Source organism: Pollutimonas bauzanensis, from assembly GCF_040393045.1.
GTDB lineage: Bacteria > Pseudomonadota > Gammaproteobacteria > Burkholderiales > Burkholderiaceae_B > Pollutimonas > Pollutimonas bauzanensis_A.
This window is the reverse complement of sequence record NZ_JBEBUX010000019.1, coordinates 17,540-40,880: the sequence shown is the minus strand read 5'-3', so window position 1 is coordinate 40,880 and position 23,341 is coordinate 17,540. Positions and strand designations below refer to the sequence as shown.

Annotated in this window: 23 protein-coding genes; 17 read left to right on the top strand and 6 right to left on the bottom strand. The window is 57.5% G+C overall.

Going from position 1 to position 23,341, the window contains the following annotated elements:
• Nucleotides 1–183 (top strand): hypothetical protein (locus tag ABWO67_RS04995; protein ID WP_353148386.1); only part of this gene is annotated, 183 nt, incomplete at its 5' end.
• Here the strand turns inward: ABWO67_RS04995 and ABWO67_RS04990 are convergent.
• Nucleotides 165–851, bottom strand: a complete 687-nt coding sequence (locus ABWO67_RS04990; RefSeq protein ID WP_353148383.1) for a GntR family transcriptional regulator — start codon at nt 849–851, stop codon at nt 165–167. The genes ABWO67_RS04995 and ABWO67_RS04990 overlap by 19 nt on opposite strands.
• A gap of 128 nt (nt 852–979) precedes the next feature.
• On the opposite strand from ABWO67_RS04990, the gene ABWO67_RS04985 reads away from it, so the two are divergent.
• From ABWO67_RS04985 to ABWO67_RS04965, 5 genes are read left to right on the top strand one after another with little or no spacing between them, the layout of a single operon-like run.
• Complete coding sequence (locus tag ABWO67_RS04985) at nt 980–1,993, top strand: ABC transporter substrate-binding protein (protein WP_353148380.1); 1,014 nt, start codon at nt 980–982, stop codon at nt 1,991–1,993.
• 21 nt (nt 1,994–2,014) lie between these two features.
• Complete coding sequence (locus ABWO67_RS04980; protein WP_353148377.1) at nt 2,015–2,782, top strand: ABC transporter ATP-binding protein; 768 nt, start codon at nt 2,015–2,017, stop codon at nt 2,780–2,782.
• A complete protein-coding gene (locus tag ABWO67_RS04975; protein ID WP_502929969.1) occupies nt 2,779–3,648 on the top strand; it encodes an ABC transporter permease in 870 nt (289 codons plus the stop codon). The genes ABWO67_RS04980 and ABWO67_RS04975 overlap by 4 nt, the downstream gene beginning before the upstream one ends.
• 20 nt (nt 3,649–3,668) lie before the next feature.
• Nucleotides 3,669–5,396: an L-arabinonate dehydratase gene (gene araD, locus ABWO67_RS04970; protein WP_353148374.1), complete on the top strand. Its 1,728-nt coding sequence runs from the start codon at nt 3,669–3,671 to the stop codon at nt 5,394–5,396.
• 8 nt (nt 5,397–5,404) lie between these two features.
• Nucleotides 5,405–6,127, top strand: coding sequence for a ribonuclease activity regulator RraA (locus ABWO67_RS04965; protein WP_353148371.1), 723 nt, complete (start codon nt 5,405–5,407; stop codon nt 6,125–6,127).
• A gap of 2 nt (nt 6,128–6,129) precedes the next feature.
• Here ABWO67_RS04965 and ABWO67_RS04960 read toward each other — a convergent pair whose 3' ends face one another.
• Entirely contained in the window at nt 6,130–7,320 is a 1,191-nt protein-coding gene (locus ABWO67_RS04960; protein WP_353148368.1) for an acetylornithine transaminase, read from the bottom strand.
• Nucleotides 7,321–7,391: 71 nt separating this feature from the next.
• Nucleotides 7,392–8,276, bottom strand: coding sequence for an EamA family transporter (locus ABWO67_RS04955; protein WP_353148365.1), 885 nt, complete (start codon nt 8,274–8,276; stop codon nt 7,392–7,394).
• 89 nt (nt 8,277–8,365) lie between these two features.
• On the opposite strand from ABWO67_RS04955, the gene ABWO67_RS04950 reads away from it, so the two are divergent.
• Nucleotides 8,366–9,238: an MOSC domain-containing protein gene (locus ABWO67_RS04950; protein ID WP_353148362.1), complete on the top strand. Its 873-nt coding sequence runs from the start codon at nt 8,366–8,368 to the stop codon at nt 9,236–9,238.
• Between the two features lie 6 nt (nt 9,239–9,244).
• On the opposite strand, the gene ABWO67_RS04945 is transcribed toward ABWO67_RS04950, so the two are convergent.
• The 3 genes from ABWO67_RS04945 to dinB form a co-directional block, all read right to left on the bottom strand.
• Nucleotides 9,245–9,907 carry an amino acid ABC transporter permease gene (locus ABWO67_RS04945; RefSeq protein WP_353148359.1) on the bottom strand — a complete coding sequence of 221 codons (663 nt, stop codon included), beginning with the start codon at nt 9,905–9,907 and terminating at the stop codon, nt 9,245–9,247.
• Nucleotides 9,908–9,910: 3 nt separating this feature from the next.
• Nucleotides 9,911–10,720, bottom strand: coding sequence for a cystine ABC transporter substrate-binding protein (locus ABWO67_RS04940; protein WP_353148357.1), 810 nt, complete (start codon nt 10,718–10,720; stop codon nt 9,911–9,913).
• Between the two features lie 226 nt (nt 10,721–10,946).
• On the bottom strand, nt 10,947–12,128 hold the full coding sequence (gene dinB, locus ABWO67_RS04935; protein WP_502929968.1) for a DNA polymerase IV: 1,182 nt from the start codon (nt 12,126–12,128) through the stop codon (nt 10,947–10,949).
• A gap of 206 nt (nt 12,129–12,334) precedes the next feature.
• Here dinB and ABWO67_RS04930 point away from each other — a divergent pair, with 206 nt between their 5' ends.
• The 10 genes from ABWO67_RS04930 to ABWO67_RS04885 all read left to right on the top strand — a co-directional run bounded on the left by ABWO67_RS04930 (nt 12,335) and on the right by ABWO67_RS04885 (nt 23,313).
• Nucleotides 12,335–13,645 carry a CmpA/NrtA family ABC transporter substrate-binding protein gene (locus ABWO67_RS04930; protein ID WP_502929967.1) on the top strand — a complete coding sequence of 437 codons (1,311 nt, stop codon included), beginning with the start codon at nt 12,335–12,337 and terminating at the stop codon, nt 13,643–13,645.
• A gap of 14 nt (nt 13,646–13,659) precedes the next feature.
• Complete coding sequence (gene ntrB / locus ABWO67_RS04925; protein WP_502929966.1) at nt 13,660–14,490, top strand: nitrate ABC transporter permease; 831 nt, start codon at nt 13,660–13,662, stop codon at nt 14,488–14,490.
• Nucleotides 14,491–14,494: 4 nt separating this feature from the next.
• Entirely contained in the window at nt 14,495–15,355 is an 861-nt protein-coding gene (locus tag ABWO67_RS04920) for an ABC transporter ATP-binding protein (RefSeq protein ID WP_353148355.1), read from the top strand.
• Complete coding sequence (nirB, locus tag ABWO67_RS04915) at nt 15,352–17,784, top strand: nitrite reductase large subunit NirB (protein ID WP_353148352.1); 2,433 nt, start codon at nt 15,352–15,354, stop codon at nt 17,782–17,784. Before ABWO67_RS04920 ends, nirB begins: the two co-directional genes overlap by 4 nt.
• A gap of 8 nt (nt 17,785–17,792) precedes the next feature.
• On the top strand, nt 17,793–18,134 hold the full coding sequence (gene nirD / locus ABWO67_RS04910; RefSeq protein WP_353148350.1) for a nitrite reductase small subunit NirD: 342 nt from the start codon (nt 17,793–17,795) through the stop codon (nt 18,132–18,134).
• A 3-nt stretch (nt 18,135–18,137) separates the two neighbouring features.
• A complete protein-coding gene (locus tag ABWO67_RS04905; protein WP_353148348.1) occupies nt 18,138–20,873 on the top strand; it encodes a nitrate reductase in 2,736 nt (911 codons plus the stop codon).
• Nucleotides 20,870–21,715, top strand: a complete 846-nt coding sequence (cobA, locus tag ABWO67_RS04900) for a uroporphyrinogen-III C-methyltransferase (protein WP_353148346.1) — start codon at nt 20,870–20,872, stop codon at nt 21,713–21,715. The genes ABWO67_RS04905 and cobA overlap by 4 nt, the downstream gene beginning before the upstream one ends.
• A 34-nt stretch (nt 21,716–21,749) precedes the next feature.
• Nucleotides 21,750–22,382, top strand: coding sequence for a glutathione transferase (gene yfcF / locus ABWO67_RS04895; protein ID WP_353148343.1), 633 nt, complete (start codon nt 21,750–21,752; stop codon nt 22,380–22,382).
• An 84-nt stretch (nt 22,383–22,466) separates the two neighbouring features.
• The gene (locus ABWO67_RS04890) at nt 22,467–22,721 is read left to right on the top strand and encodes a heavy-metal-associated domain-containing protein (protein WP_353148340.1); all 255 of its coding nucleotides are present in this window, start codon (nt 22,467–22,469) and stop codon (nt 22,719–22,721) included.
• Nucleotides 22,681–23,313 (top strand): DNA-3-methyladenine glycosylase I, encoded by a 633-nt coding sequence (locus ABWO67_RS04885; RefSeq protein WP_353148337.1) that lies wholly within the window; start codon nt 22,681–22,683, stop codon nt 23,311–23,313. Before ABWO67_RS04890 ends, ABWO67_RS04885 begins: the two co-directional genes overlap by 41 nt.
• The last annotated feature ends 28 nt before the right edge of the window (nt 23,314–23,341 follow it).

The window sequence follows — 23,341 nt, the reverse complement described above, 5'->3', positions numbered from 1 at the left end:
GCGCGTGAAGCCGAAACAGCCCCCGACACACCCGCCTTTCTCAAGAACGAAAAACGACACGCACACCACGCCAGCCATCAAGAACAAAAAGCCTTGGCACGCTTGCACGTCGGCAAGCCCTGGAAACACCTTGACCAAAAATGCTCCAATCCGGCCATCGGAAATTATCGCTTCGTGAAGTAAAGGGGATGCGCTTGCCGTATCTGGTCAGCATATTCCAGCGTCCCCGATAAATGCATGCGCAAGCAATTCTGGGCCTCCTGCGGATTGCCGTTCTCTATCGCGGCAAGTATCTGACTATGGTCGCTGACAATGCGGCTCAGTTTTCCACTGGCGGGCAAATGCAAACGACGCAAGCGGTCAATATGGCCGCTGCGGCTGTGCACCAGTTCCCATAACGCCTCTTTGCCCACCGCCCTGTACATGCATCGGTGAAAGGCCTGGTCGGTTTCAGTGAACCCACCCAAATCCGGCTTGTCGCGCAAGGCCTCTTGCCGGGTCAGCAAGGCTTTCAGTTCGGCGATCAGTTCCACCGGCTTATTCATGGCCAGTTCGCGCACAATTTCGAGTTCAATTGCCTTTCGCAGAAAATGGGTTTCTTGCGCAAAGGGAATATCGATGAGGCTGACACGGGTCGCCGCTTGCGGAAACACATCAATCAATCTTTCTTCGGCAAGCTTCAACAACGCTTCGCGCACCGGTGTTTGGCTAATGTTGAATTCGGCCGCCAATTGCACGCGCGACAACGGTGCGCCGGGCAATAGATCCAGCGATACGATCTGAGCCCGTAGCAACTCGTACAACTGAGGCACGGCATGCCGGGCGCGATCCAACTCCGTTAGCGGCTTCATAGTTAAAAACCATCACATATTATTGTTGATTGAAACTTAACACTTCAACTTTCATAACTAATATATTAGTATATTTCACGTTGACTTGCAGCACCTTTACACCATAACCGTACACAACGGAGAGAGACATGAGACTGACAAGCAAATACGCAGCAGCCTTTATGCTGATTGCGTTTACTGGCATAGGCGCCAGTTCCTATGCCCAGGAAAAGACCGAAATCACCATTACCAAGCAGCCCAGCATCCTGTATCTGCCTGCGCTGGTAATGCAAAAACAAGAACTCATCGAAAAAAGCGCAGCAAAGGAAGGCATCAACAATCTAAAGGTGAACTGGCGCTCATTCAGCAGCGGCGGTGCAGCCACCGACGCCTTGCTGTCCGACAATGTCGAGATCGTCAATAGCGGCTTGGGCAACTTGCTGTTGTTATGGGATCGCACCAAAGGCAAGGTCAAGGGCATCACAACCCACTCAGCGCTGCCTCTTACGCTGATCAGCCGCGATCCAAAAATCAAGACCTTGAAAGACTTCGGCCCAACCGACAAGATCGCCGTCCCGACAGTACGTGTATCCACCCAGGCCATTCTGCTGCAAATGGCAGCCGAAAAAGAATTCGGTAAAGATAACTGGTCCAAGCTGGATGCCAACACCGTGCAACTGGGCCACCCCGATGCTGCGGCCATGCTGGCCAACCCCAAAGGCGAAATCTCTACTCACTTCGCCGCACCACCCTTCTCTTACAAAGAGCTCAAAACCGTTCCCAACGCGCATATTCTCATGATGTCGAACGACATTATCGATGGGGGCCTGTCCCAATCCACGCTGTTTACCACCACCAAGTTCGCCGAAGCCAACCCCAAAATCATCAAGGCGGTTCTTGACGCATCTAAAGAAGCCATCGACTTCATCAAAGCCAATCCGGAAAAAGCAGTCGATATCTATCGCGAAGTCAGCGGTGACCAGACCAGCCCTGCCGAACTGCTGGACATGCTCAAGCAGCCCGGAATGATGGACTTCCAAATGGCACCTGCCGGCTCCATGAAGTTTGCCGAGCACATGAGCAAGGTAGGCATTCTCAAGACCAAGCCCACCAAATGGACTGATTACTTTCTGCCGGAATCGGCGGAACTTAACGGCAGTTAACGCAAGCTTCTGGAGAAACGAATGTCATACTTGCTGGAAGTCGACGCCGTCACCCTAAGGTACAAAACCCCGGAAAGCATCATTACCGCTACGAACCAGGTCAGCTTCAACGTCAACAGCGGTGACCGGTTCGTCTTGCTTGGGCCATCGGGTTGCGGCAAGTCGACCTTGCTAAAAGCTGTCGGCGGCTATTTGACTCCAGAAGAAGGCGAGATCCGCATCAAAGGCAAGACAGTAAAAAAGCCTGGTGCGGATCGGATGATGGTGTTCCAGGAATTCGATCAGTTGCTTCCCTGGAAGACCGTGCTCGAAAACGTCATGTTTCCACTCCTGGTTGCGCGCAAAATGCCCAAGAAAGAGGCAGAAGCGCGCGCCAGGGCTTACGTGGAAAAAGTGCATCTGGGCCAGTTCGCCGATAGCTATACCCACACCTTGTCAGGCGGCATGAAACAACGCGTGGCTATTGCACGAGGCATGTCGATGGAACCCGACATTCTGCTCATGGACGAGCCTTTTGCCGCCCTTGATGCGCTTACCCGTCGTCAAATGCAGGATGAGCTCCTGCAGCTATGGGACGACACCCGGTTCACCGTCATGTTCGTCACGCACTCCATTGCCGAAGCCATACGCATTGGCAACCGCATTTTGCTGCTGTCGCCGCACCCGGGCGAAGTCAAGGCCGAAGTCAGCGACGTCGAGGCTGTTGCCAACGATGCCGCGGCCGCAGCGGAACTGGAGCAAGAAATCCATGACTTGCTGTTTGACCAGGAAGGAGTCCATCCCGAATGACGCGCGCAACCATCACCATGAAGAAGGACGCAGCCGCCGAAGACAATGGATCCAAACCGGTTGTCGTTATCCGGGAACTGCCATTGATACAGAAGGTGTGGGGCGACGCGTTTGTGCGCAAGACCGTCATCATCTTGCTGCTGGCCGTGGCCTGGGAAATATACGGCCGGCTCCTCGACAACCCCTTGTTGTTCCCCACCCTGTCGGACACGATTGCCGCCTTCATCGACCGCATCGGCGATGGCGTGCTGGTCGACAGAGCCTGGACCTCGATCAAGGTGCTGCTTATTGGGTACGGGCTGGGTATTACCTTGGCCGCCATCATTACCATCCTGGCTATTAGTACACAAATAGGCACCGACTTTCTTGAAGTCATGACGGCCATGTTCAACCCGTTGCCTGCCATCGCCCTGCTTCCGCTGGCGCTTATCTGGTTCGGGCTGGGCACCACCAGTATCGTGTTTGTATTGCTGCATTCCGTGGTGTGGGTGGTGGCGTTGAATACGCAATCAGGTTTTCTGGCGGTCTCGCATACCTTGCGCATGGTGGGCCGAAATTATGAACTCACCGGACTGCGGTATGTGGCCAAAATCCTGATCCCCGCTGCCTTTCCGTCCATTCTTACCGGCCTGAAGATCGGCTGGGCTTTCGCCTGGCGCACGCTGATCGCGGCCGAACTGGTTTTCGGCGTCGCCTCGGGCCAGGGCGGCCTGGGCTGGTTCATATTCGAGAACCGCAACCTGCTGGACATCCCTGCCGTGTTTGCCGGCCTGCTCACCGTCATCATCATCGGACTCATCGTCGAAAACTTCGTTTTTCGCCTTATCGAAAAGAAAACGGTGCGCCGCTGGGGCATGCAAGGCTAGCTTAAGAACAGAAGGAACACATGAAAAATCCAGACTCACTACGTAGCGCGCGATGGTTCGCGCCCGACGACCTGCGTGGTTTCGGGCACCGTTCACGCATCATGCAAATGGGTTATGGGCCGCAAGACTGGGCCGGAAAGCCGGTAATAGCCATCATCAACACCTGGTCCGACATCAACCCATGCCATGCCCATTTCAAGCAACGGGTCGAAGACGTCAAGCGCGGCGTACTGCAGGCCGGGGGCTTTCCCTTGGAATTGCCAGCACTATCGCTGGCAGAACAATACGTCAAACCGTCGACCATGCTTTATCGAAACATGCTGGCCATGGATACCGAAGAGCTGATCCGCTGCCATCCCGTCGACGGCGCGGTATTGATGGGCGGCTGCGACAAAACGACGCCTGCCCTATTGATGGGGGCCACGAGTGCCGGCGTGCCGGCCATATACTTGCCCGCCGGACCCATGTTGCGCGGCAACTGGGAAGGCAAAACATTAGGTTCGGGTTCGGATGCCTGGAAGTACTGGGATGAACGCCGCGCAGGCAACATCACCCCTGTGCAATGGCTAGGCATAGAAGGCGGCATTGCCCGTTCCCACGGACACTGCATGACGATGGGAACGGCCAGCACCATGACGGCCATTGCCGAGGCGTTGGGCATGACGCTGCCCGGGGCGTCCTCGATTCCAGCGGCCGACGCCAACCACATCCGCATGTCTGCAGAAACTGGGCGCCGCATCGTCGACATGGTCTGGGAAGACCTGACCCCTGCCAAGGTGCAAACGACAGCCGCTTTCCGCAATGCCATCGTGGTGGCAATGGCCATGGGCTGCTCCACCAACGCCATCATTCATGTAGTCGCCCAAGCCAGGCGCGCTGGCTGCGACATCAGTCTTGATGACTTCGAGCGCGCCAGCCGCAAGATTCCCGTCATTGCCAATGTCCGGCCCAGCGGCGACAAGTACCTAATGGAAGATTTTTACTATGCCGGCGGCCTGCGCGCGCTGATGTCGGAGCTAAAAGAATACCTCGACCTGAATGTGCTGACCATCACCGGTAAAACGCTGCGGGAAAACCTTGCCGACGCCCAGGTGTATAACAAGGACGTCATCCGCAGCGTGAGCAACCCCATCTATGCCGAAGGGTCGTTGGCCGTGCTGAAAGGAAATCTGGCCCCGAACGGCTGCGTCATCAAGCCGGCCGCCTGTGAAAAACGCTTGTTGAAACACACCGGCAAAGCCTTGGTCTTCGACAATTATCCCGACATGAAAGCGCACATCAACCGCGCCGATCTCGATGTCACCCCCGACCATATCCTGATCCTGCGCAATGTCGGCCCGCAAGGCGGCCCCGGCATGCCGGAATGGGGCATGATCCCCATTCCGCAAAAGCTGATAGAACAAGGCGTGCGCGATATGCTGCGCATCTCCGATGCCCGCATGAGCGGCACCAGCTATGGCGCCTGCATCCTGCACGTCGCGCCAGAGGCCTATATCGGCGGTCCTTTAGGCTTGGTCAAGACCGGCGACAGTATCTCGGTAGACGTGGCCGCACGCACCATACACCTGGATGTGTCCGACGATGAACTGGCCGTTCGCCGCGCCGCCTACCAGCCCCCCGAGCCGCGGTACGAGCGCGGCTACGGCTGGATGTTTACACGCCATATTCAGCAAGCCGACATCGGCTGCGACTTTGATTTCTTGCAAACCAGCTTCGGCAAGACTGCTGGCGAACCCGATATATTCTAGGAGAACGCATGTCCGCACTTACCGACGCCCTGCGCCAGCAACTTGAACAGGTCAGTGTTGCAACGATTACCACTGCGCTTTTCAAGCGTGGCTTAAGAAACCAGTTGATTCAGGGCGTCTACCCTGTCGGCCCGGGAAAAAAAACGCGCATGATCGGCCCGGCGTTTACCCTGCGCTACATGCCGGCCCGCGAAGACCTGAATCAACTCAGCGTCTTTCGCGATAGGGAGCACCCCCAACGCAAAGCCATAGAAGAATGCCCGCCCGGCTCGGTCTTCGTTATCGACAGTCGCAAAGACGGCAGGGCCGCATCGGCGGGCGGGATTCTGGTAACGCGCCTGCAACAACGGGGCGTCGCCGGCATAGTCACCGACGGTGGGTTCCGCGACTCGGCCGAAATTGCAGGCTTGTCCATACCGGCCTACCATCACAACCCGGCGCCGCCCACCAATCTTACTCATCACCAGGCCATCGACATCAATGTACCAATAGGCTGCGGCGACGCACCGGTGTTTCCCGGCGACATCATTTTTGGGGATGAAGAAGGCGTGGTGGTGATTCCCGCGCATCTGGTTGAGGAAATCGCCCAGGAAGCCTTCGAGATGACCGCTTTTGAGGATTTCGTGACCGAGAAAGTCAAGGAAGGCAGGTCGGTGCTGGGCCTGTACCCGGCCACCGACCCTAACACGCTGGATGAATTCGCCGAATGGCGAAAGGCCAACCAGCGCTAAGCTTACCCGCGCACCTTGGTGATGACTTCGTCCAGGCGCTTGAGCATCAGGTCGATTTCATCGGCGGTCACATTCAGGGCTGGCATGAAGCGCAAGAGGCTGGGGCGTGGCGCATTCAACAACATGCCTTCCGGCGCCCAATCGCGCGCCGCTTCAACGATGGCAGCGCCGTCGTCCCGATCGAGCAACAAGGCACGCAACAAGCCTTCACCGCGCTCACCCTTCATGCCCCACTTGGCAGACAAGGCCAGCAAGCCTTCGGACAGCTGTTTGGCACGTGCGTTGACCGACTCCATAAAACCCGGAGCCGCCAGTGCATCGAACACAGCAACGCCAGCTGCGGTCATTAAAGGATTGCCGTTGTATGTACCGCCCTGGTCCCCGTGTTCGAAACACGACACGGCTTCGCGCGCGCAGAGGGCAGCCAATGGAACGCCGCCGCCAATGCCCTTGCCCAGCGTCATGATGTCAGGCGTAATACCCGACAGTTCGTAGGCAAACATCTTGCCGGTGCGGCCCATGCCGGTTTGCACTTCGTCGACGATCAGCAGCAAGCCTTTTTCGTCGGCAAGCTTGCGCAAGTCTTGCATGAATTCACGGGTGGCGGGAATAACCCCGGCTTCGCCCTGCACAGGCTCCAGCATGATCGCCACCGTCTGGTCGTCGATAAGCGCGCGCACCGACTCGAGGTCGTTCAAATTGGCCTTGGGGAAGCCATCTACCTGCGGTGCGAAAATCGTATCCCAGCCCGGCTTGCCCGATGCCGACATAGTCGCCAGCGTACGGCCGTGGAAACTATGATCGAACGTAATGATCTTGAAAGCGCCCTTGCGATGCAGGCGCCCCCATTTGCGTGCCAGCTTGATCGCACCTTCGTTGGCCTCGGCCCCGCTGTTGGTAAAAAAGATGCGGTCGAAACATGAAGCACCGGTCAGCCGCTTGGCAAGCTCCATGGAGGGCTCGTTGTAGAAAGCCGGTGATGGATTGATCAGGCGGGTGGATTGTTCGTTCATGGCCTTGACGACGTCAGGCGGGCAATGTCCCAGACTATTCACGGCCCAGCCCTGAACGAAATCCAGGTATCGCTTGCCAGTGTGGTCTTCCAGCCACGAGCCTTGCCCGCGTACAAACACCAGCTCGGGACGCGAAGTAATTTCCATTAACGCGTTTACACCCGACCGATCAAATTTCATGTTGGCATCCTGTATTCAAAAGAGGAGGTGATCGCAGCACACGCTGCAAGAGACGAATTTTAACGCAGTCGCTACCCAGCATTGCGCAGGCGCAACCATACCTGCAAGCCAAACACATTAATGGCCAAGCCGAGCATGACGATAACACCACCCAGCCACTGTATTGCCGCCAAGCGCTCATCCAGGAACCAGGCGGATGACAACAGCCCAATCACCGGCACCAACAGGCTAAGCGGAGCGACCTTGCTGGCCGGATGCCGGCTCAATAAACGCCCCCAAAGCACATAGCCCACAATAGTCGCGACCATTGCCAGGTAAAACACCGCCAGTACGCCCACGTAGGTTAGCCCCGCCAGACTGGCCTGTATCATTTCAGGGCCCTCGAATATCCATGACAAGACGAAAAACGGTACCGGCGGAATCAACGCACCCCACACGACAAGGCTCAGCATATCGATCTTGCCGGTGCCTTTGGTGACTATATTGCCCGCAGCCCAACTGAGTGCCGCCAGCAAGGTCAGTACAAAACCCAGTATGGGTACGCTGCCCGGCGCCGCACCCTGCTCGATAAAGCACAGACCGATCACCGCCACCACCATGCCCAGCACGTTATGGCGGCGCACTTTTTCGCTCAGGAACAACGCCGCCATCAATACGGTAAAGAAAGCCTGCGACTGCAGCACCAGCGAAGCCAGGCCTGCCGGCATGCCTACATACATTGCCGTAAATAGAAATATGAATTGCCCCAGGCTGATCGTGGCCCCATAAAGAACAATAATGCGCCATGGCACGGCCGGGCGCTTTATGAAGAACACGGCCGGAAAGGCCACCAGCGTAAAACGCAACGCGCCAAGCAGCAGAGGCGGGATCTCGGTCAGCCCCTGTTTGATCACGACAAAATTCAGGCCCCACGCAATAATCACTACCAACGCGGCCAGCCAGTCTTTCCCGGGCATGAGGATTCCTTCGCTACAAAATTCAGGGCACGCTATTATGCGCCAGATACGCTGTCATTCTGATCTATCTTCTATTCTGGCACCCGATCATGACCATTACCATCCTGAGCCTGCACAGTTACCCCGTTAAATCCTGCGCCGGACTTACCCATACCAACATCGCCATCAGCGAAGCCGGACTGGCATTCGACCGAGAATGGGTCATTGTGGACCGGCAAGGCATTTTCATGACCCAGCGCCGCTACCCCCGGATGGCGCTCATTCAGCCCGGCCTCAGCGACGGCACATTGCATTTGCAAGCGCCCGGCATGCCTGCGCTCGCGGTCACCCCGACGCCTGAAGCACCTGTGCCGCCGCCAGTGTCGGTACGCATCTGGAGCAACGACACCTTGGGCGCCGACGAGGGCGACAACGCGTCGCAATGGCTTAGCGAATTCCTGGACACCCCCTGCCGACTGTTGCGCGTACACCCCAAAGCGCAACGCAACGCCAGTCCGGATCATGTCAACGCCTGGCGCCGCAAGCATCACGATACCGCGCCGGCCTTCCCGGCCCAGCATCAGTTCGGCTTTGCCGACGGCTTTCCTTTCCTGGTCGCCAACCAGGGTTCCCTGGACGAGTTAAACCGCCAACTGCAGGCCAAAGGACAGCCCGCTGTACCCATGAATCGTTTCCGGCCCAATATTGTGTTGCAAGGCCTGGACGCCTACGAAGAAGACTACCTGGCCGGCATGCGCCTGGGCGCCATGACATTCGCTTTCGTCAAACGTTGCGCCCGCTGCCCCATACCCAATATCGACCAGGCTACTGCCATTTCGGCCCATGAACCCGGCCTTACCTTGGCCGCCCACCGTCAATTTCCCGAAGGCGTATTGTTTGGGGTTAACGCGGTGGTGGCTGGCGCAGGTACTGATGCGCAGCTTCACATCGGCAACGAGGCAGAACCCGAGTTCGATTTATAAACAGCATCAAGACGCTGCCGCTGTGCGGCCATAATGCCTCTCGAGGCGACGCTGCACGTGCTCCAGGCACAGGCTGAGCATCCAGTAGATGCCGGCCGCCGCCAGATACAAAGGCAAGGGCTGAAAGGTCGTGGCGATAACGTCCTTTGTCGCCAGCAATAGCTCGGTGACGGTAATGACGGACACCAGCGAGGTATCTTTGATCAGGCTGATCAAAGTGTTGCTCATTGAGGGCACCGCCAGGCGCAGCGCCTGGGGCACGACAACGTAATACAGGTTCTGCCAATAGCTAAGCCCAAGGCTGTAACCAGCCGACCACTGGCCCCGCGAAATGCCCAAAATAGCGCCCCGCAGGCTTTCCGAGATATAAGCGCCCGCATTAAGGCTGAGCGCCAGCACCCCCGCAGTCAACGGATCAAACGAAATGCCGATGCTGGGCAGGCCATAATAAATAATGAAGACCTGCACCAGCAAAGGGGTACCGCGCATCATGCTGACATACACCGTGGCCGGCACTTGGCACCATCGGCTGGGCACAATACGCGCTACTGCCAGCACAAACCCGACCAGCAACCCACCGAACATGGCGGCAAAGGCGAAGACCAGCGTGTAGCCCGTTCCCTTCAACAAGATGGGAGCGGCCAAAGCCATCAGTTCAAAAAAATCCATGGTTTATTTCGGCTTTTGCACTTTGCTCACATCGATCCCAAACCATTTGGTGGAAATCTTGGCGAACTCGCCATCGCTGAATGACGACTCCAATGCCTTGTTCAATGCAGCCTCGAATTCCGGATTGCCTTTCTTGAAGGGAATACCGTTGAACTTTGGCTCGCCCACGATCGCTCCGCCCTTAATGGGAATGTTGGATGTCTTGACCAAGTAAGCAGTCATCAACTGATCGTTGAGGGCGGCATCAACCCGCTTGCTGACCAAATCGGACAAGTATTCGGGGGCGCCCGGGTAGCTTTTTACTTCGACACCTTCTTGAGCTTTGGCCAGGGCTTCATAGTTACTGCCTTGCGACACGCCCAGCTTCTTGCCTTTCAGATCGGCAAAGCTTTGGTAATTGCTGTCGTCGTTTTTACGCAGGATGAGCTGCGGACTGGACGCCACATAAGGCACCGAGAAATCGAATGTTTTCTGACGCTCGGGCGTAATGCCGACCTGGTTGAGAATAACGTCGAATTTGCCGGAAGAAAGGCCGGCCAATATGGCGCTCCATTCGGTTTTAACAAATTGCACTTTCACGCCCAGCTTGTCAGCAACCAGCTTGGCCACATCAATATCAAAGCCATCAAGCTCGTGGGTTTTCGTATCGACGAAATTAAAGGGGGGATAGGTGCCTTCGACGCCTACGATCAAAGTGCCGCGCTCTTTGACCGTATCAAGCAAATCGGCAGCATGAGCACCGCTGGCGGCTAGCGCCGAAAAAGCCGTTACACCTGCGGCAAGCATGCCGCGCACAAAACGAGAGAGTTTCATTTTTTTGCCTGGTCAAAGATGACGTAAAAAAACATACGTTGTGCCATAGCGGAGCAGCGGATGCTGCCTCGATTATCTGGCTGGAATGTCATGCTAGCAAGCTTTTATCCCGTTTATAACTATTAGATAATTACTTATATATATCTAAAAGAAATATACAAAGCGTTGATTTAATATTTTTGTTATTAAAAGCGGTGGCGAGTTATGTGTTGCGGCGCTTTGCGAACTAGATATAAAAGCTGAGTTGACGCGGTTCTTGCACCGTGTCGATTGTCGATACATCAGCACTGGGCAAAAGACTGCTGACCCGCACCCCAAGCAACCGTATTTTGTGATCCAGGGATACCCGTTTAAGGCACTGCCCCGCCGCGCGATGTATGACAGCCGCATCGGCCGTATGCACAGGCAAAGTCAGGTCGCGAGTCACGGTACGGAAATTATCAAACCGCAACTTGATACCTATCGTACGCGCCACGTAAGCTTTGCGCTGCAAGTCAGCCTCCAATTGCGTACACAATTGCACAAACACTTCCGACAAGGCAGCGCGATCGCGCTGCACATGCAAATCGCGCTCGAATGTCGTTTCGCGGCTAATCGATTTCGGTTCGGAAAAGGTAACGACCGGACGATCGTCAATGCCGTGCGCCACCTCAAGCAGCCAGCTGGCATAGCTAAGCCCGAAATGCGCTTGCAGCAAATCGGGGGCCGCCTGAGCCAAGTCCGCAATACTGTGAATGCCTATGGCTGCCAGCTTGGCATTCGCCTTGGGCCCTATCCCATTGACCTTGGCCACCGGCATGGGCCAAATGCGTTTCTGCAAATCGCCGGGTTCGATAATAGTCAGGCCGTCGGGCTTGTCGAGCTCGGACGCTATCTTGGACAACAGCTTGTTCGGTGAAATGCCAATAGAGCATGACAAGCCCGTTGCCTGCGTCACTGCCGCCTTGATTTGCAGCGCCAGTTGTCGCGTGTCATCGGGGTGATCAGTAAGATCGATGTAAATTTCATCGATACCCCGGTCTTCAATACATGGGGCCACCGCCGCTACCGCCGCCTTGAACAAGCGGGAGTGATGCCGGTAGGCCGTGAAATCGACAGGCAATAGAATCGCTTGCGGCGCCAACTGTGCGGCTTTCATCATGCCCATGGCCGAGAAAACGCCCAGTGCACGCGCTTCGTAGGTCGACGTAGTTACCACGCCGCGGCCCACATAACCTTGCAAACGAGAAAACACGCGCGTGCCATCGGCCAGCGTTCTGGGCTGCGTGTCGCGGCCACCGCCTATCACCACCGGCAAGCCTCGCAGTTCGGGGTAACGCAAAAGCTCTACCGACGCATAGAACGCGTCCATATCAAGATGGGCGATGCGGCGTTCAACAGCAGGAATGGCAAGCGGCTCGGAGTCCATGGCGGGCAGACTGTGTAAATACACAGCGAATTATAAGGCAGCGAAGTGCACAACTTTAGTGCGCTGCACAAATTCCCTGCCCGTTCGGAGTGCGCGCAAGGTTCTTGTGAGGGCGTGTCGTACCGCATACCCCCCCTTCTTATCTGTAAAAAAGTTGGCATGCTAGTTGCGTAGTTGTGAAGTAGCCTCTTTCATATGGACTGCCCATGACATCCGCCAAAAAGAACACCTCCGCCGCTACGCCCACCACGCTTGACCTCCCGACCTCGCCAGCCAACACGCAGCGGCGGCTCTGGATGGGAAACACCGCCAAGGCAGTCGCGGGCCTGGGCTTGATGTCGCTAGTCGATCCGCTAGTACGCGCAGGCGCCTGGGCCGCGGGTTCCGATGCTCCCGAAAAAACAGAAGTAAAAATCGGCTTTATTCCGTTGACCGATTGCGCTTCGGTTGTCATGGCCTCAGTCATGGGCTTCGACAAGAAACATGGCGTAAAAATCATTCCGGCCAAAGAAGCATCATGGGCCGGAATGCGTCAAAAGCTGTCCAACGGCGACCTCGATATGGCGCATGTTTTGTATGGCCTGATATATGGCATGCAAGTCGGCCTGGCCGGCGCCAAGCAAGACATGGCCGTCTTGATGAACTTGAATCAGAACGGCCAGGGCATCACCTTATCCCGGCAAATGCACGACGCCGGCGTCACCGACGGCGAGTCACTGCAAAAGAAAATGGCCAGCGATCCGCGCCAGTACACCTTTGCCCATACCTTTCCCACCGGCACCCACGCCATGTGGCTTTATTACTGGCTGGCCAGTTACGGGATCGATCCGCTATCCACCCGCACTGTCACCGTTCCTCCGCCGCAAATGGTGTCCAACATGCGCATCGGCAATATCGATGGGTTCTGTGTGGGAGAGCCCTGGAATGCGCGCGCCATCATCGACCAGCTTGGCTTTACCGCGGCAACATCGCAGGACATCTGGGCCGATCACCCTGAAAAAGTGTTGGGCACTCGGCTGGAATTCGTGCAACAGCATCCCAACACGGCGCGAGCCGTCACAGCGGCCATTCTGGAGGCCGGTCGGTGGATAGACAGCTCACCCGACAACATTCGCAAGACGGCGCAAACCATTGCCGCCAAATCCTATGTGAATACGGATGTAGATACCATCGTCGGCCGGATGCTGGGCCACTATGACAACGGACTGGGAAAATCGTGGGCCGACAAACATCCCATGCGTTTCTATGGAGACGGCGCAAGCAACTTCCCTTACCTGAGCGACGGCATGTGGTTCCTGACTCAACACAAGCGCTGGGGCCTGAGCAAGACCCACCCCGATTATCTTGCCGTGGCCAGCCAGGTCAATCGCATTGACGTTTACAAGCAGGCGGCACAGGCCGCGGGCACCGCCCTCCCCACCAGCGAAACGCGATCCAGCACCCTGATTGACGGCGTGGTGTGGGATGGCAGCGATCCAGCCCGATACGCCGACGGCTTCAAGATCAAAGCCCCATAAAAGGAATGCATCATATGACCACGATTGCAGCACGTCTTTCCGCATTCGTACGCGGGACAAGCTGGCGAGAAAGCATGGAGCGTATCGCCAGCGCCAGTGCAGGCCCGATCACAGGTTTTACCCTGCTACTGGTGATCTGGAAAATCATTTCCCTGAAAGTCGTCGAAATTCCCGGCCCCGAGCCTACGCTGCTGGCCGCCATAGAATTATTCAAATCCCCCTTCTATGACAACGGTCCGAATGATGTCGGCATAGGCTGGAACATCCTGGCATCGTTGGGACGCGTGGCCCTGGGCTTCGCACTGGCAGCCGTCGTCGGCATCCCCACCGGCTTTCTGATTGGACGCATGCCGGTGCTCAACGCCATTTGCTCACCCGTCATCAATCTGCTTCGGCCCGTATCGCCCCTGGCTTGGCTGCCCCTGGGCCTGCTGCTGTTCAAGGCGGCCAATCCGGCAGCAATCTGGGCGATTTTCATTTGTTCGATATGGCCCATGATCATCAACACCGCCGAAGGGGTCAGGCGCGTTCCGCAAGACTATCTGAACGTTGCCCGCGTGCTGGATTTATCTGAATGGAAGATCTTCACCCGCATTCTTCTGCCTTCGGTGGCGCCTTATGTCATGACCGGCGTGCGACTGTCCATAGGCACTGCCTGGCTGGTCATCGTGGCTGCCGAAATGCTGACCGGCGGCACGGGGCTGGGCTTCTGGCTGTGGGATGAATGGAACAACCTGAACGTTCAGAACATTCTGATCGCCGTACTTGTCATTGGCGTAGTCGGGCTATTGCTGGACCTGATACTTCTCAACCTGGCCAAGCGCCTGCACCATAACGAGGCTTGAAACCATGGAAAAATTCGTACGCATTGAATATGTCGGACAAACCTTTTCGTCGAAGAAGGGCGATTTCGTTGCCTTGCGCGACATCAACCTGAACATACGCAAAGGGGAATTCATTTCCCTGATCGGCCATTCGGGTTGCGGCAAGTCTACTTTGCTGAACCTGATTGCCGGCATCACAGCGCCGACCACGGGCGTGCTGCTGTGCGCCGAAAAAGAAATCAAGGGGCCCGGCCCGGATCGCGCAGTGGTGTTCCAGAATCATTCCTTGTTGCCTTGGCTGACATGCTTCCAGAATGTTTACCTGGCCGTAGAACGCGTTTTCTCGGCCACCGAAAGTGCCGGACAACTCCGGGCCCGGACGGCGGCAGCGCTGATCCTGGTGGGTTTACGCGACGCGCAGCATAAGCTTCCCAAGGAAATTTCTGGCGGCATGAAGCAACGCGTAGGCATTGCCCGCGCCCTGGCCATCGAGCCCAAAGTATTGCTGCTGGACGAGCCTTTCGGCGCACTCGATTCACTGACCCGTGCGCATCTGCAAGACGAGCTGCTGCGTATCGTGGCCAGCACAGCGACCACGGCCATCATGGTGACGCACGATGTCGACGAAGCGGTGCTGCTGTCGGATCGCATCGTGATGCTGACCAACGGCCCCGCGGCCACCATAGGCGAGGTTCTGCAAGTTAATCTGGCCCGCCCGCGCAATCGCCTGGCCTTGCTCGACGACCCCGAATATGCCTTGTATCGCGCAGCGGTTCTGGGCTTCCTGCACCAGCGCCATCGCTCTCCAGAAACTATTAACGACGCCAGCGGCGTGCTCCATGCCGATTCGGAACAAGCACAACTATTGATTGACACCGCATCATGAAAAAACTCAAACTCGTCGTCGTCGGCAATGGCATGGCCGGCATCCGGACACTGGAAGAATTGCTCAAGCTTGACCCGAATCTTTATGAGATTACCGTGTTCGGCTCAGAGCCTTATCCCAACTACAACCGCATCCTGTTGTCCCCCGTCTTGACGGGCGAACAAACCATCCAGGACATCATCCTTAACGACACCAGTTGGTATGAAGAAAACGGCATTACGCTGCACCTGAATAGCACCGTCGCACAGATCAACCGTGCTCGCAAGGAAGTGCTTGCCAGCGACGGCACCGTCGCAAAATACGACAGGCTGCTGCTGGCTACGGGCTCGAATCCTTTTATCCTGCCGGTGCCCGGCAACGATCTGCAAGGCGTCATTACCTTCCGCGACATCCGCGATGTCAATCTGATGATAGACGCCTCCAGCAAACTCAAGCATGCCGTGGTGATAGGCGGCGGGCTGCTGGGGCTGGAAGCGGCCAATGGCCTGGCCGTACGCGGCATGAAGGTGTGTGTCGTGCATCTTGGGTCGACGCTGCTGGATCGCCAACTGGACAGCGCGGCGGCCAGGCTGCTGCAGAAAAGCCTGGAAAGCCGCGGCCTGGAATTCCTGATGGAACACCAGACCGAAGCCATCATCGGAGACGAAACAGGCTCCATCAAAAGCATACGCTTCAAGGATGGCACCGAACTGGCCACCGACCTGGTTGTCATGGCTGTCGGCATACGGCCCAATATTGATCTGGCCGAACAGGCCGGCATCTATACCGAGCGCGGCATCATCGTCAACGATACCCTGCAGACGTATGACCCCAGCGTTTACGCGGTGGGCGAATGCGTCAGCCATCGCGGCATGGCTTACGGGCTGGTCGCCCCCTTGTTCGAACAGGCCAAAGTCGCCGCCAACCACCTGGCCTTTCATGGCATAGGCAGGTATTCCGGCAGCACTATTTCCACCAAGCTGAAAGTGACGGGTATTGATGTGTTTTCGGCGGGCGACTTCATCGGCAATGCCGACACCGAAGCCATCACATTGGCCGATCCGATAGGCGGTGTGTACAAGAAGCTGGTCATCAAGAACGACAAGCTGATAGGCGCCTGCCTATATGGCGACACGGCAGACGGCGCCTGGTATTTCCGCCTGATCCGCGAAGGCAAATCCATCGCCGAGCTGCGTGAACACCTGATGTTCGGTGAAAGTGCAATGGGCGACGCCAGCCATTCGGGTGAGAACAGCATAGCCAGCATGCCGGACGCCACCGAAGTCTGTGGCTGCAATGGGGTGTGTAAAGGCACCATCGTCAAGGCCATACGCGAGAAAGGCCTGTTCACTGTGGATGAGGTCAAAAAACACACGAAGGCATCGAGTTCCTGCGGGTCCTGCACGAGCGTGGTGGAGCAGATTCTGATCAACTGCATAGGCGGCGCCGCCGACATCAAGCCCAAATCGGAGAAGCCGCTGTGCCCCTGCACCGACTATACCCATGGCGAAATCCGCAAGGTCATCAAGGACCAGCACCTCACATCGATATCCGGCGCCATGCGCTTTCTGGAATGGCGTACGACAGACGGTTGCGCCACGTGCCGGCCCGCCCTGAATTACTACCTGATGTCCACATGGCCGGGCGAAGCCAAGGACGACAGCCAGTCGCGCCTGGTCAACGAACGCGTGCATGCCAATATTCAGAAGGATGGTACTTATTCCGTGGTGCCGCGCATGTGGGGCGGCGTCACCAACCCATCCGAACTGCGCCGCATCGCCGATGTCGCTGACAAATACAACGTGCCCATGGTCAAGGTCACAGGCGGGCAGCGTATTGATTTGCTGGGCATTAAAAAGGAAGACTTGCCTGCGGTCTGGAAAGACCTCGATATGCCTTCGGGCCATGCCTATGGAAAAAGCTTGCGCACGGTCAAGACCTGCGTTGGCAAAGAGTTCTGCCGCTTCGGCACCCAAGACTCGACCGGCATGGGCATTGCGCTGGAAAAGGACTTGGTCGGCATGCCCAGCCCGCATAAAGTCAAGCTGGCAGTATCTGGTTGCCCCCGCAACTGCGCTGAGTCCGGCATCAAAGACATAGGCATTATCGCTGTGGAGTCGGGTTGGGAATTATATGTAGGCGGCAATGGCGGCATCAAGACGGAAGTCGCCCAGTTTTTCGTCAAGGTACAGACGCACGACGAGGTCCTGGAATACACAGGCGCCTTCCTGCAGCTCTATCGCGAAGAAGCCTTCTACCTGGAGCGAACCTGCCATTACCTGAGCCGTGTCGGCCTGGATCACGCCAAGGCACGCGTCATCGACGACGCCAAGCATCGCGCCGAACTGTATGCGCGATTGAAATTTGCGCTGTCGTTCGAAGTAGACCCGTGGGCGGAACGCATCGAACCCACGCCTGCGCGCCGTGAATTTGAAACTCTTACAGTCTGAAGACCGCCATGAACTCATCCACTGTGATCCAGGAATGGACCCCCGTCTGCCACATCGAAGACATTCCAAAGCTCGGCTCGCGCGTACTGCAGCAAGCGGGCGCCGACAACATTGCCGTGTTTCGGGCCTCTGACGACCATATCTTTGCCGTAGTCGATCGCTGCCCCCACAAAGGCGGCCCATTGTCCGCCGGGTTAGTACATGGGCACGCAGTGACCTGTCCGCTGCACGGCTGGAACATAAGCCTGGAAAGCGGCCAGGCGCAGGCGCCCGATGAAGGCTGCGCCCGCAAGGTGGCGGTAAAGGTCGAAGCCGGCAAGGTATACCTGAGCCTGGCTGCGCAAGGCTGAATCATGAACCGTGTCATGGTGCCAGCGCCAGCCACCGCCATTTGTGCCGCAAGGCCACGTACCGTGGCTTCAATCTGTTGCTACTGCGGCACCGGCTGCGGCGTGAAAATCGACACCGATGGCGAGCGCGTCCTGAAAGTCAGCGGCGACGAACAACACCCTTCAAGCCTGGGCAAACTGTGCAGTAAAGGGCTGGCTCTGGGTGCAACGGTACGCCAGGACAGCAGCCGGGTCTTGTCGGCGCAATGGCGCAGCAACAAGGGCGAGCCGCGCCTCGACATCGGCCTGGAACAAGCCTGCGACATTGCCGCGGCCAAACTGGCACAGACCATCGCCACGCATGGCCCGGACGCGGTCGGCTTTTACTTGTCGGGACAGTTGCTCACCGAAGACTATGCCGTATTCAACAAGCTTGCGCGCGCGCTGGTGGGCACCAACAATATCGACACCAATTCGCGCCTGTGCATGTCCAGCGCCGTGTCGGGCTACAAACTGACCTTGGGTGCCGATGCGCCCCCGGCCTGTTACGAAGACCTGGATCATGCCAATACTGTCCTGATCGCCGGCGCCAATATGGCTTACGCGCACCCTGTGCTGTTTCGCCGCCTTGAAGCCGCCAAAGCTCGCAAACCCGATATGAAGATCATCGTGGTCGACCCGCGCCGCACAGACACTTGTGATATCGCCGACCTGCACCTGGCGATCGCGCCCGGCAGCGATGTGGCCCTGTTTCACGCAATGTTGAATGTCATGGTGTGGGACGGCCTGGTCGACCTGGATTACATCGCCCGCCATACTGAAGGTTATGCGCCGCTCAAGGAACGCATCCACGAGTTCACGCCCAAGTCCGTCCAGGAGATCTGCGGCGTGCCGGCCGCCGACATCATCCAGTGCGCCCGCTGGTTTGGTCAGGCCAAGTCGGCGCTGTCGCTCTATACCATGGGCCTGAACCAATCCAGCAGCGGCACCGCCAAAAATGCGGCGCTGATCCACTTGCACCTGGCCACCGGCCAGCTAGGCAAAAAGGGGGCCGGGCCCTTTTCCCTTACGGGCCAGCCCAACGCCATGGGCGGGCGCGAAGCAGGCGGCATGGCCACGTTATTACCGGGCCACCGCGACCCGAACAATGCACAACATCGTGCCGACATCGCCAGTCTATGGAACGTTGACCGCTTGCCCGATACGCCTGGCCATACCGCCATCGACATGTTCGATGCGGTGCTGGCAGGCAAAATAAAAGTATTGTGGATTGCGGCCACTAACCCTGCACAATCGATGCCCGATCAGGCCAAGGTGCGTGCGGCACTCAACGCTGCGGAACTCGTCATTGTGCAAGAGGCCTTCGCCAATACCGAAACGCTCGCTTATGCCGATCTGATCCTGCCGGCAGCCACGTGGCCGGAAAAAGACGGCACCGTCACCAATTCAGAACGGCGCATCAGCCGCGTGCGCGCCGCCATACAGCCGCCGGGCGATGCGCTGCCCGACTGGCAGCTGGCCTGTCGCATTGCACGCAAGCTGGCTCAGCGTATCGCCCCTCAAAAATCCCGCCTGTTCGACTATAAGAATCCATCGGATATCTTTGCCGAACATGCGCAATGCACAGCGGGCCGCGATCTGGACTACAGCGCACTGGATTACGCTCGGCTCGAGGCCGATGGTCCGCAACAATGGCCCTACCGGGGATCCACCGACGCCCCCCAACGGCTCTATGCAGATGGCATTTTCCCCACAGCCAACGGCCGCGCCCGGTTCATGGACGTAGGCTACGAGCCAGTGGCCGAGCCCGTTTCCGCTCAATACCCTTTGCGATTAAGCACGGGGCGGCTGCGCGACCAATGGCACACCATGAGCCGTAGCGGCCTGGTTCCCGCCCTGACCCGCCATGCCGAAGAGCCTTTCATTTATCTCCATCCTGGCGACCTGCGGCGCTACAAGATCAGCGCTGGCGCATTAGTTCGCATCAAAACCCGGCGCGGCCAGCTGGTGCTGCCTGTCAAAGGAGACGACGGCCTGAAAACCGGCCATGCCTGGCTGCCTATGCATTGGGGCAGCAGCTTCATTGCAGGCGACGGTGTGACCGCGCTGGCTAACAGCGCGCGCGACCCCATTTCGCACCAGCCCGAACTCAAGCACAGCGCTGCAGGTATCGAAGTGCTGAAATTCGAATGGCAAGCGAGCGCCTGGGTGCGAGGCTCTATCCCCATATTGCGGCAACGACTGGCAAGATGGCTGGCCTTGTTCCCTTATGCAGTACTGATGCCTTCTGCCATAGGTGGGGAAGGACTACGCCTGCGCCTGGCCAGTCCGACGAAACCCAGCGCCACCGTGCTGGCAGACCTGATGCGAGACCTGCAGCTGGATGAGGCCGACCTGGCCTTTGATGATCCTGCGCGCGGCGTTGTGCGACGCATTCTTCGTCACGACGGACAAGTGACCGCTTACTTACTGGCGGGCGATACGCGCGCTCAAGATGCCTTGCTGCAATGGATAGACAGCGGGCTTGCGCCCAACAGCATCGCACAGGTGCTAATGGGACGCGCCCCTGCAACGGCTCGCGCGCAAATCATATGCACATGCGAAAACGTAAGCGATCGAGCCATCAACAGCGCCATCGACGCCGGCCAACCGCTAGAACAAATCAAGATGACGCTCAAATGCGGCACTGCCTGCGGCTCCTGCCTGCCGCAGATCAAGCGCATGATCCAACACCGCAACACCATGGAGCGACAAGCATGAACACTGCCACACCCACATCTGAACCTCGACCCTCGGGCAAAGTATGGCTGATAGGCGCCGGCCCGGGCGATGCCGAACTTTTGACGCTCAAAGCAGCGCGAGTACTCAAAGCATGTACCGTATGGCTTGTCGATGATTTGGTCGGCCCCGACATCCTGGCCATGGCCGCGCCGCAGACGCACATCGTCAAGGTCGGCAAGCGCGGCGGCCGTGCGTCCACCTCGCAGCAATTCATCCTGCGGCTGATGGCCCGTTACGCCCGATCCGGCCATATCGTTGCGCGTTTAAAAGGCGGTGACCCGTTTATCTTTGGACGCGGCGGCGAAGAGATGGCCTGGCTCGATCGTCGCGGCATCGAGGTCGAAAGCATCAGTGGCATTACTGCCGGCCTGGCCATTGGCAGCGCGCTGGGTTTGCCGCTGACCCACCGTGGGGTGTCGCGAGGCGTCAGTCTGGTAACGGCCCATACTGCCGATGGCGCCAGCCCGGATTGGCGCGCCCTTGCACAGAGCGGACTGACAATAGTCTGCTATATGGGCATGAGCAACGCCGACAAGCTTGCTGCAGAGCTAATGGCCGCCGGCTTCCCCGCTGCCCTGCCCGTCGCAGTGGTTCAACATGTTTCCTGTACGGCGCAACGGCACGTTGCCACCACCCTGCAACACCTTGCGCGCGATATCGAAGCCTACCAGCTAGGCAGCCCGGCCGTGATCGTCTTGGGCGAAGTCGTAAACCACAGGCTGGATCTGGCCGACAGCGCAATACAAGCCGACCCCCTATCGCTGGAGCAAAGTTCTACTTACACTATTCCGATCCGGGCCAACCATCGAGGTGCCTCCTAGTGCCCGACACCGCCCTCCTTTCCACAGGAAAGCCATGAACCAGAACCTGATCCTCTACAGCAATAGCCAACACTCCAGCCCTTATGTTTTATCGGTTTACGCCACGCTGTACGAAAAGGGGCTGCCGTTCGAGCTTAAAACCATAGACTTGGGCACGCACGAAAACCACAGCCAGCATTACAGCCAACTGTCGCTAACCTCGCGCGTGCCTACCCTGGTTGCAGGTGACTTCTCCTTGTCGGAGTCCTCGGCCATCATCGAATATCTGGAAGAAGCCTTCCCTGCCCCCAACTACCCATCGGTGTTTCCGGCCGACATCCAGCAACGCGCACGGGCGCGCCAGATACAGGCCTGGGTGCGCAGCGACATGGCCGTCCTGCGTGAAGAACGTTCGACCGCTGTTATTTTCGGCGCAAAAAACCCAAACCCCTTATCCGAAGCAGCCCAAAAGGCTGCAGACAAGCTGCTGCGCGTTGCCGGCACGCTTATCGATGAACAAGGCAACAACCTGTTCGGCACATGGTCGATCGCCGATGTGGACCTCTCGGTCATGTTGAACCGCCTCTGCGCCAATGGCGATCCCGTGCCTGCAAACATACGGAAATATGTCGATCGGCAGTCCAGCCGCCCCTGCGTTGAAAAATGGTGGGCGCTTGCGAAAACATAAAGATCTATTTAATATATATCTTTATGGCTCGAATCAACGAGCCTGTCCACGAATTCAGGCTTTACGAATCTACCAGGAAGAACCATGCAAATAGGAATGCTCAAACTCGCCGGCCTTAAAGACGAATCCTGCGCCAACACACTGACCCAGGCTCTCAAAGCGGTTAACGGCGTCAACGACGCAAACGTGTCATTGGCCGACAGCAAAGCTACCGTGTCCTATGACGAAGACCTGGTATCCACTCAACGCCTGCAAGTCGCCATAAAAGACGCGGGCTTTAGCGTGGCCAAGCCTGCCCATGGCGAAGAAGGAAGCTGCTGCGGCGGCTGCGGTGGCTAAATTGCCAGGCGCCTCTGTCCAGCGATGCAACTGGTGCTCCAGCGACCCCGACTACATCGCCTATCACGATACGGAATGGGGCGTACCTTCGCACGACGCCCAGCATTTATTCGAAATGCTGCTGCTTGAAGGCTTTCAGGCGGGGCTGTCCTGGATCACCGTGCTAAGAAAGCGGCCCCGCTATCGCGAGGTCCTTTTCAATTTCGACCCAGAAAAGCTGGCAACCATGAGCGATGACTATATCGACACGCTTATGCAGGATAGCGGCATTATCCGCAACCGCCTGAAACTGACATCTGCAAGGCAAAATGCCCAGGCTTGGCTGAAACTAAGCGACCCGGTCGCGCTGATATGGTCTTTCGTTGGCGGCTCGCCCAAAATCAACCATCATCGACAGCACACTGACGTGCCCGCCGTTTCGCCTGAAGCCGAAATCATGAGCCGCACATTGAAGAAAGCGGGCTTCAATTTTGTTGGGCCAACCATTTGCTACGCCTACCTGCAAGCGGTAGGCTGCATCATGGACCACACCACAAACTGCCACCGATACGGGGCATTGGTACCTAACACCGAAACCGCACGCAAAACATAAACATTGTGACCAAACATCAAGCATTGTT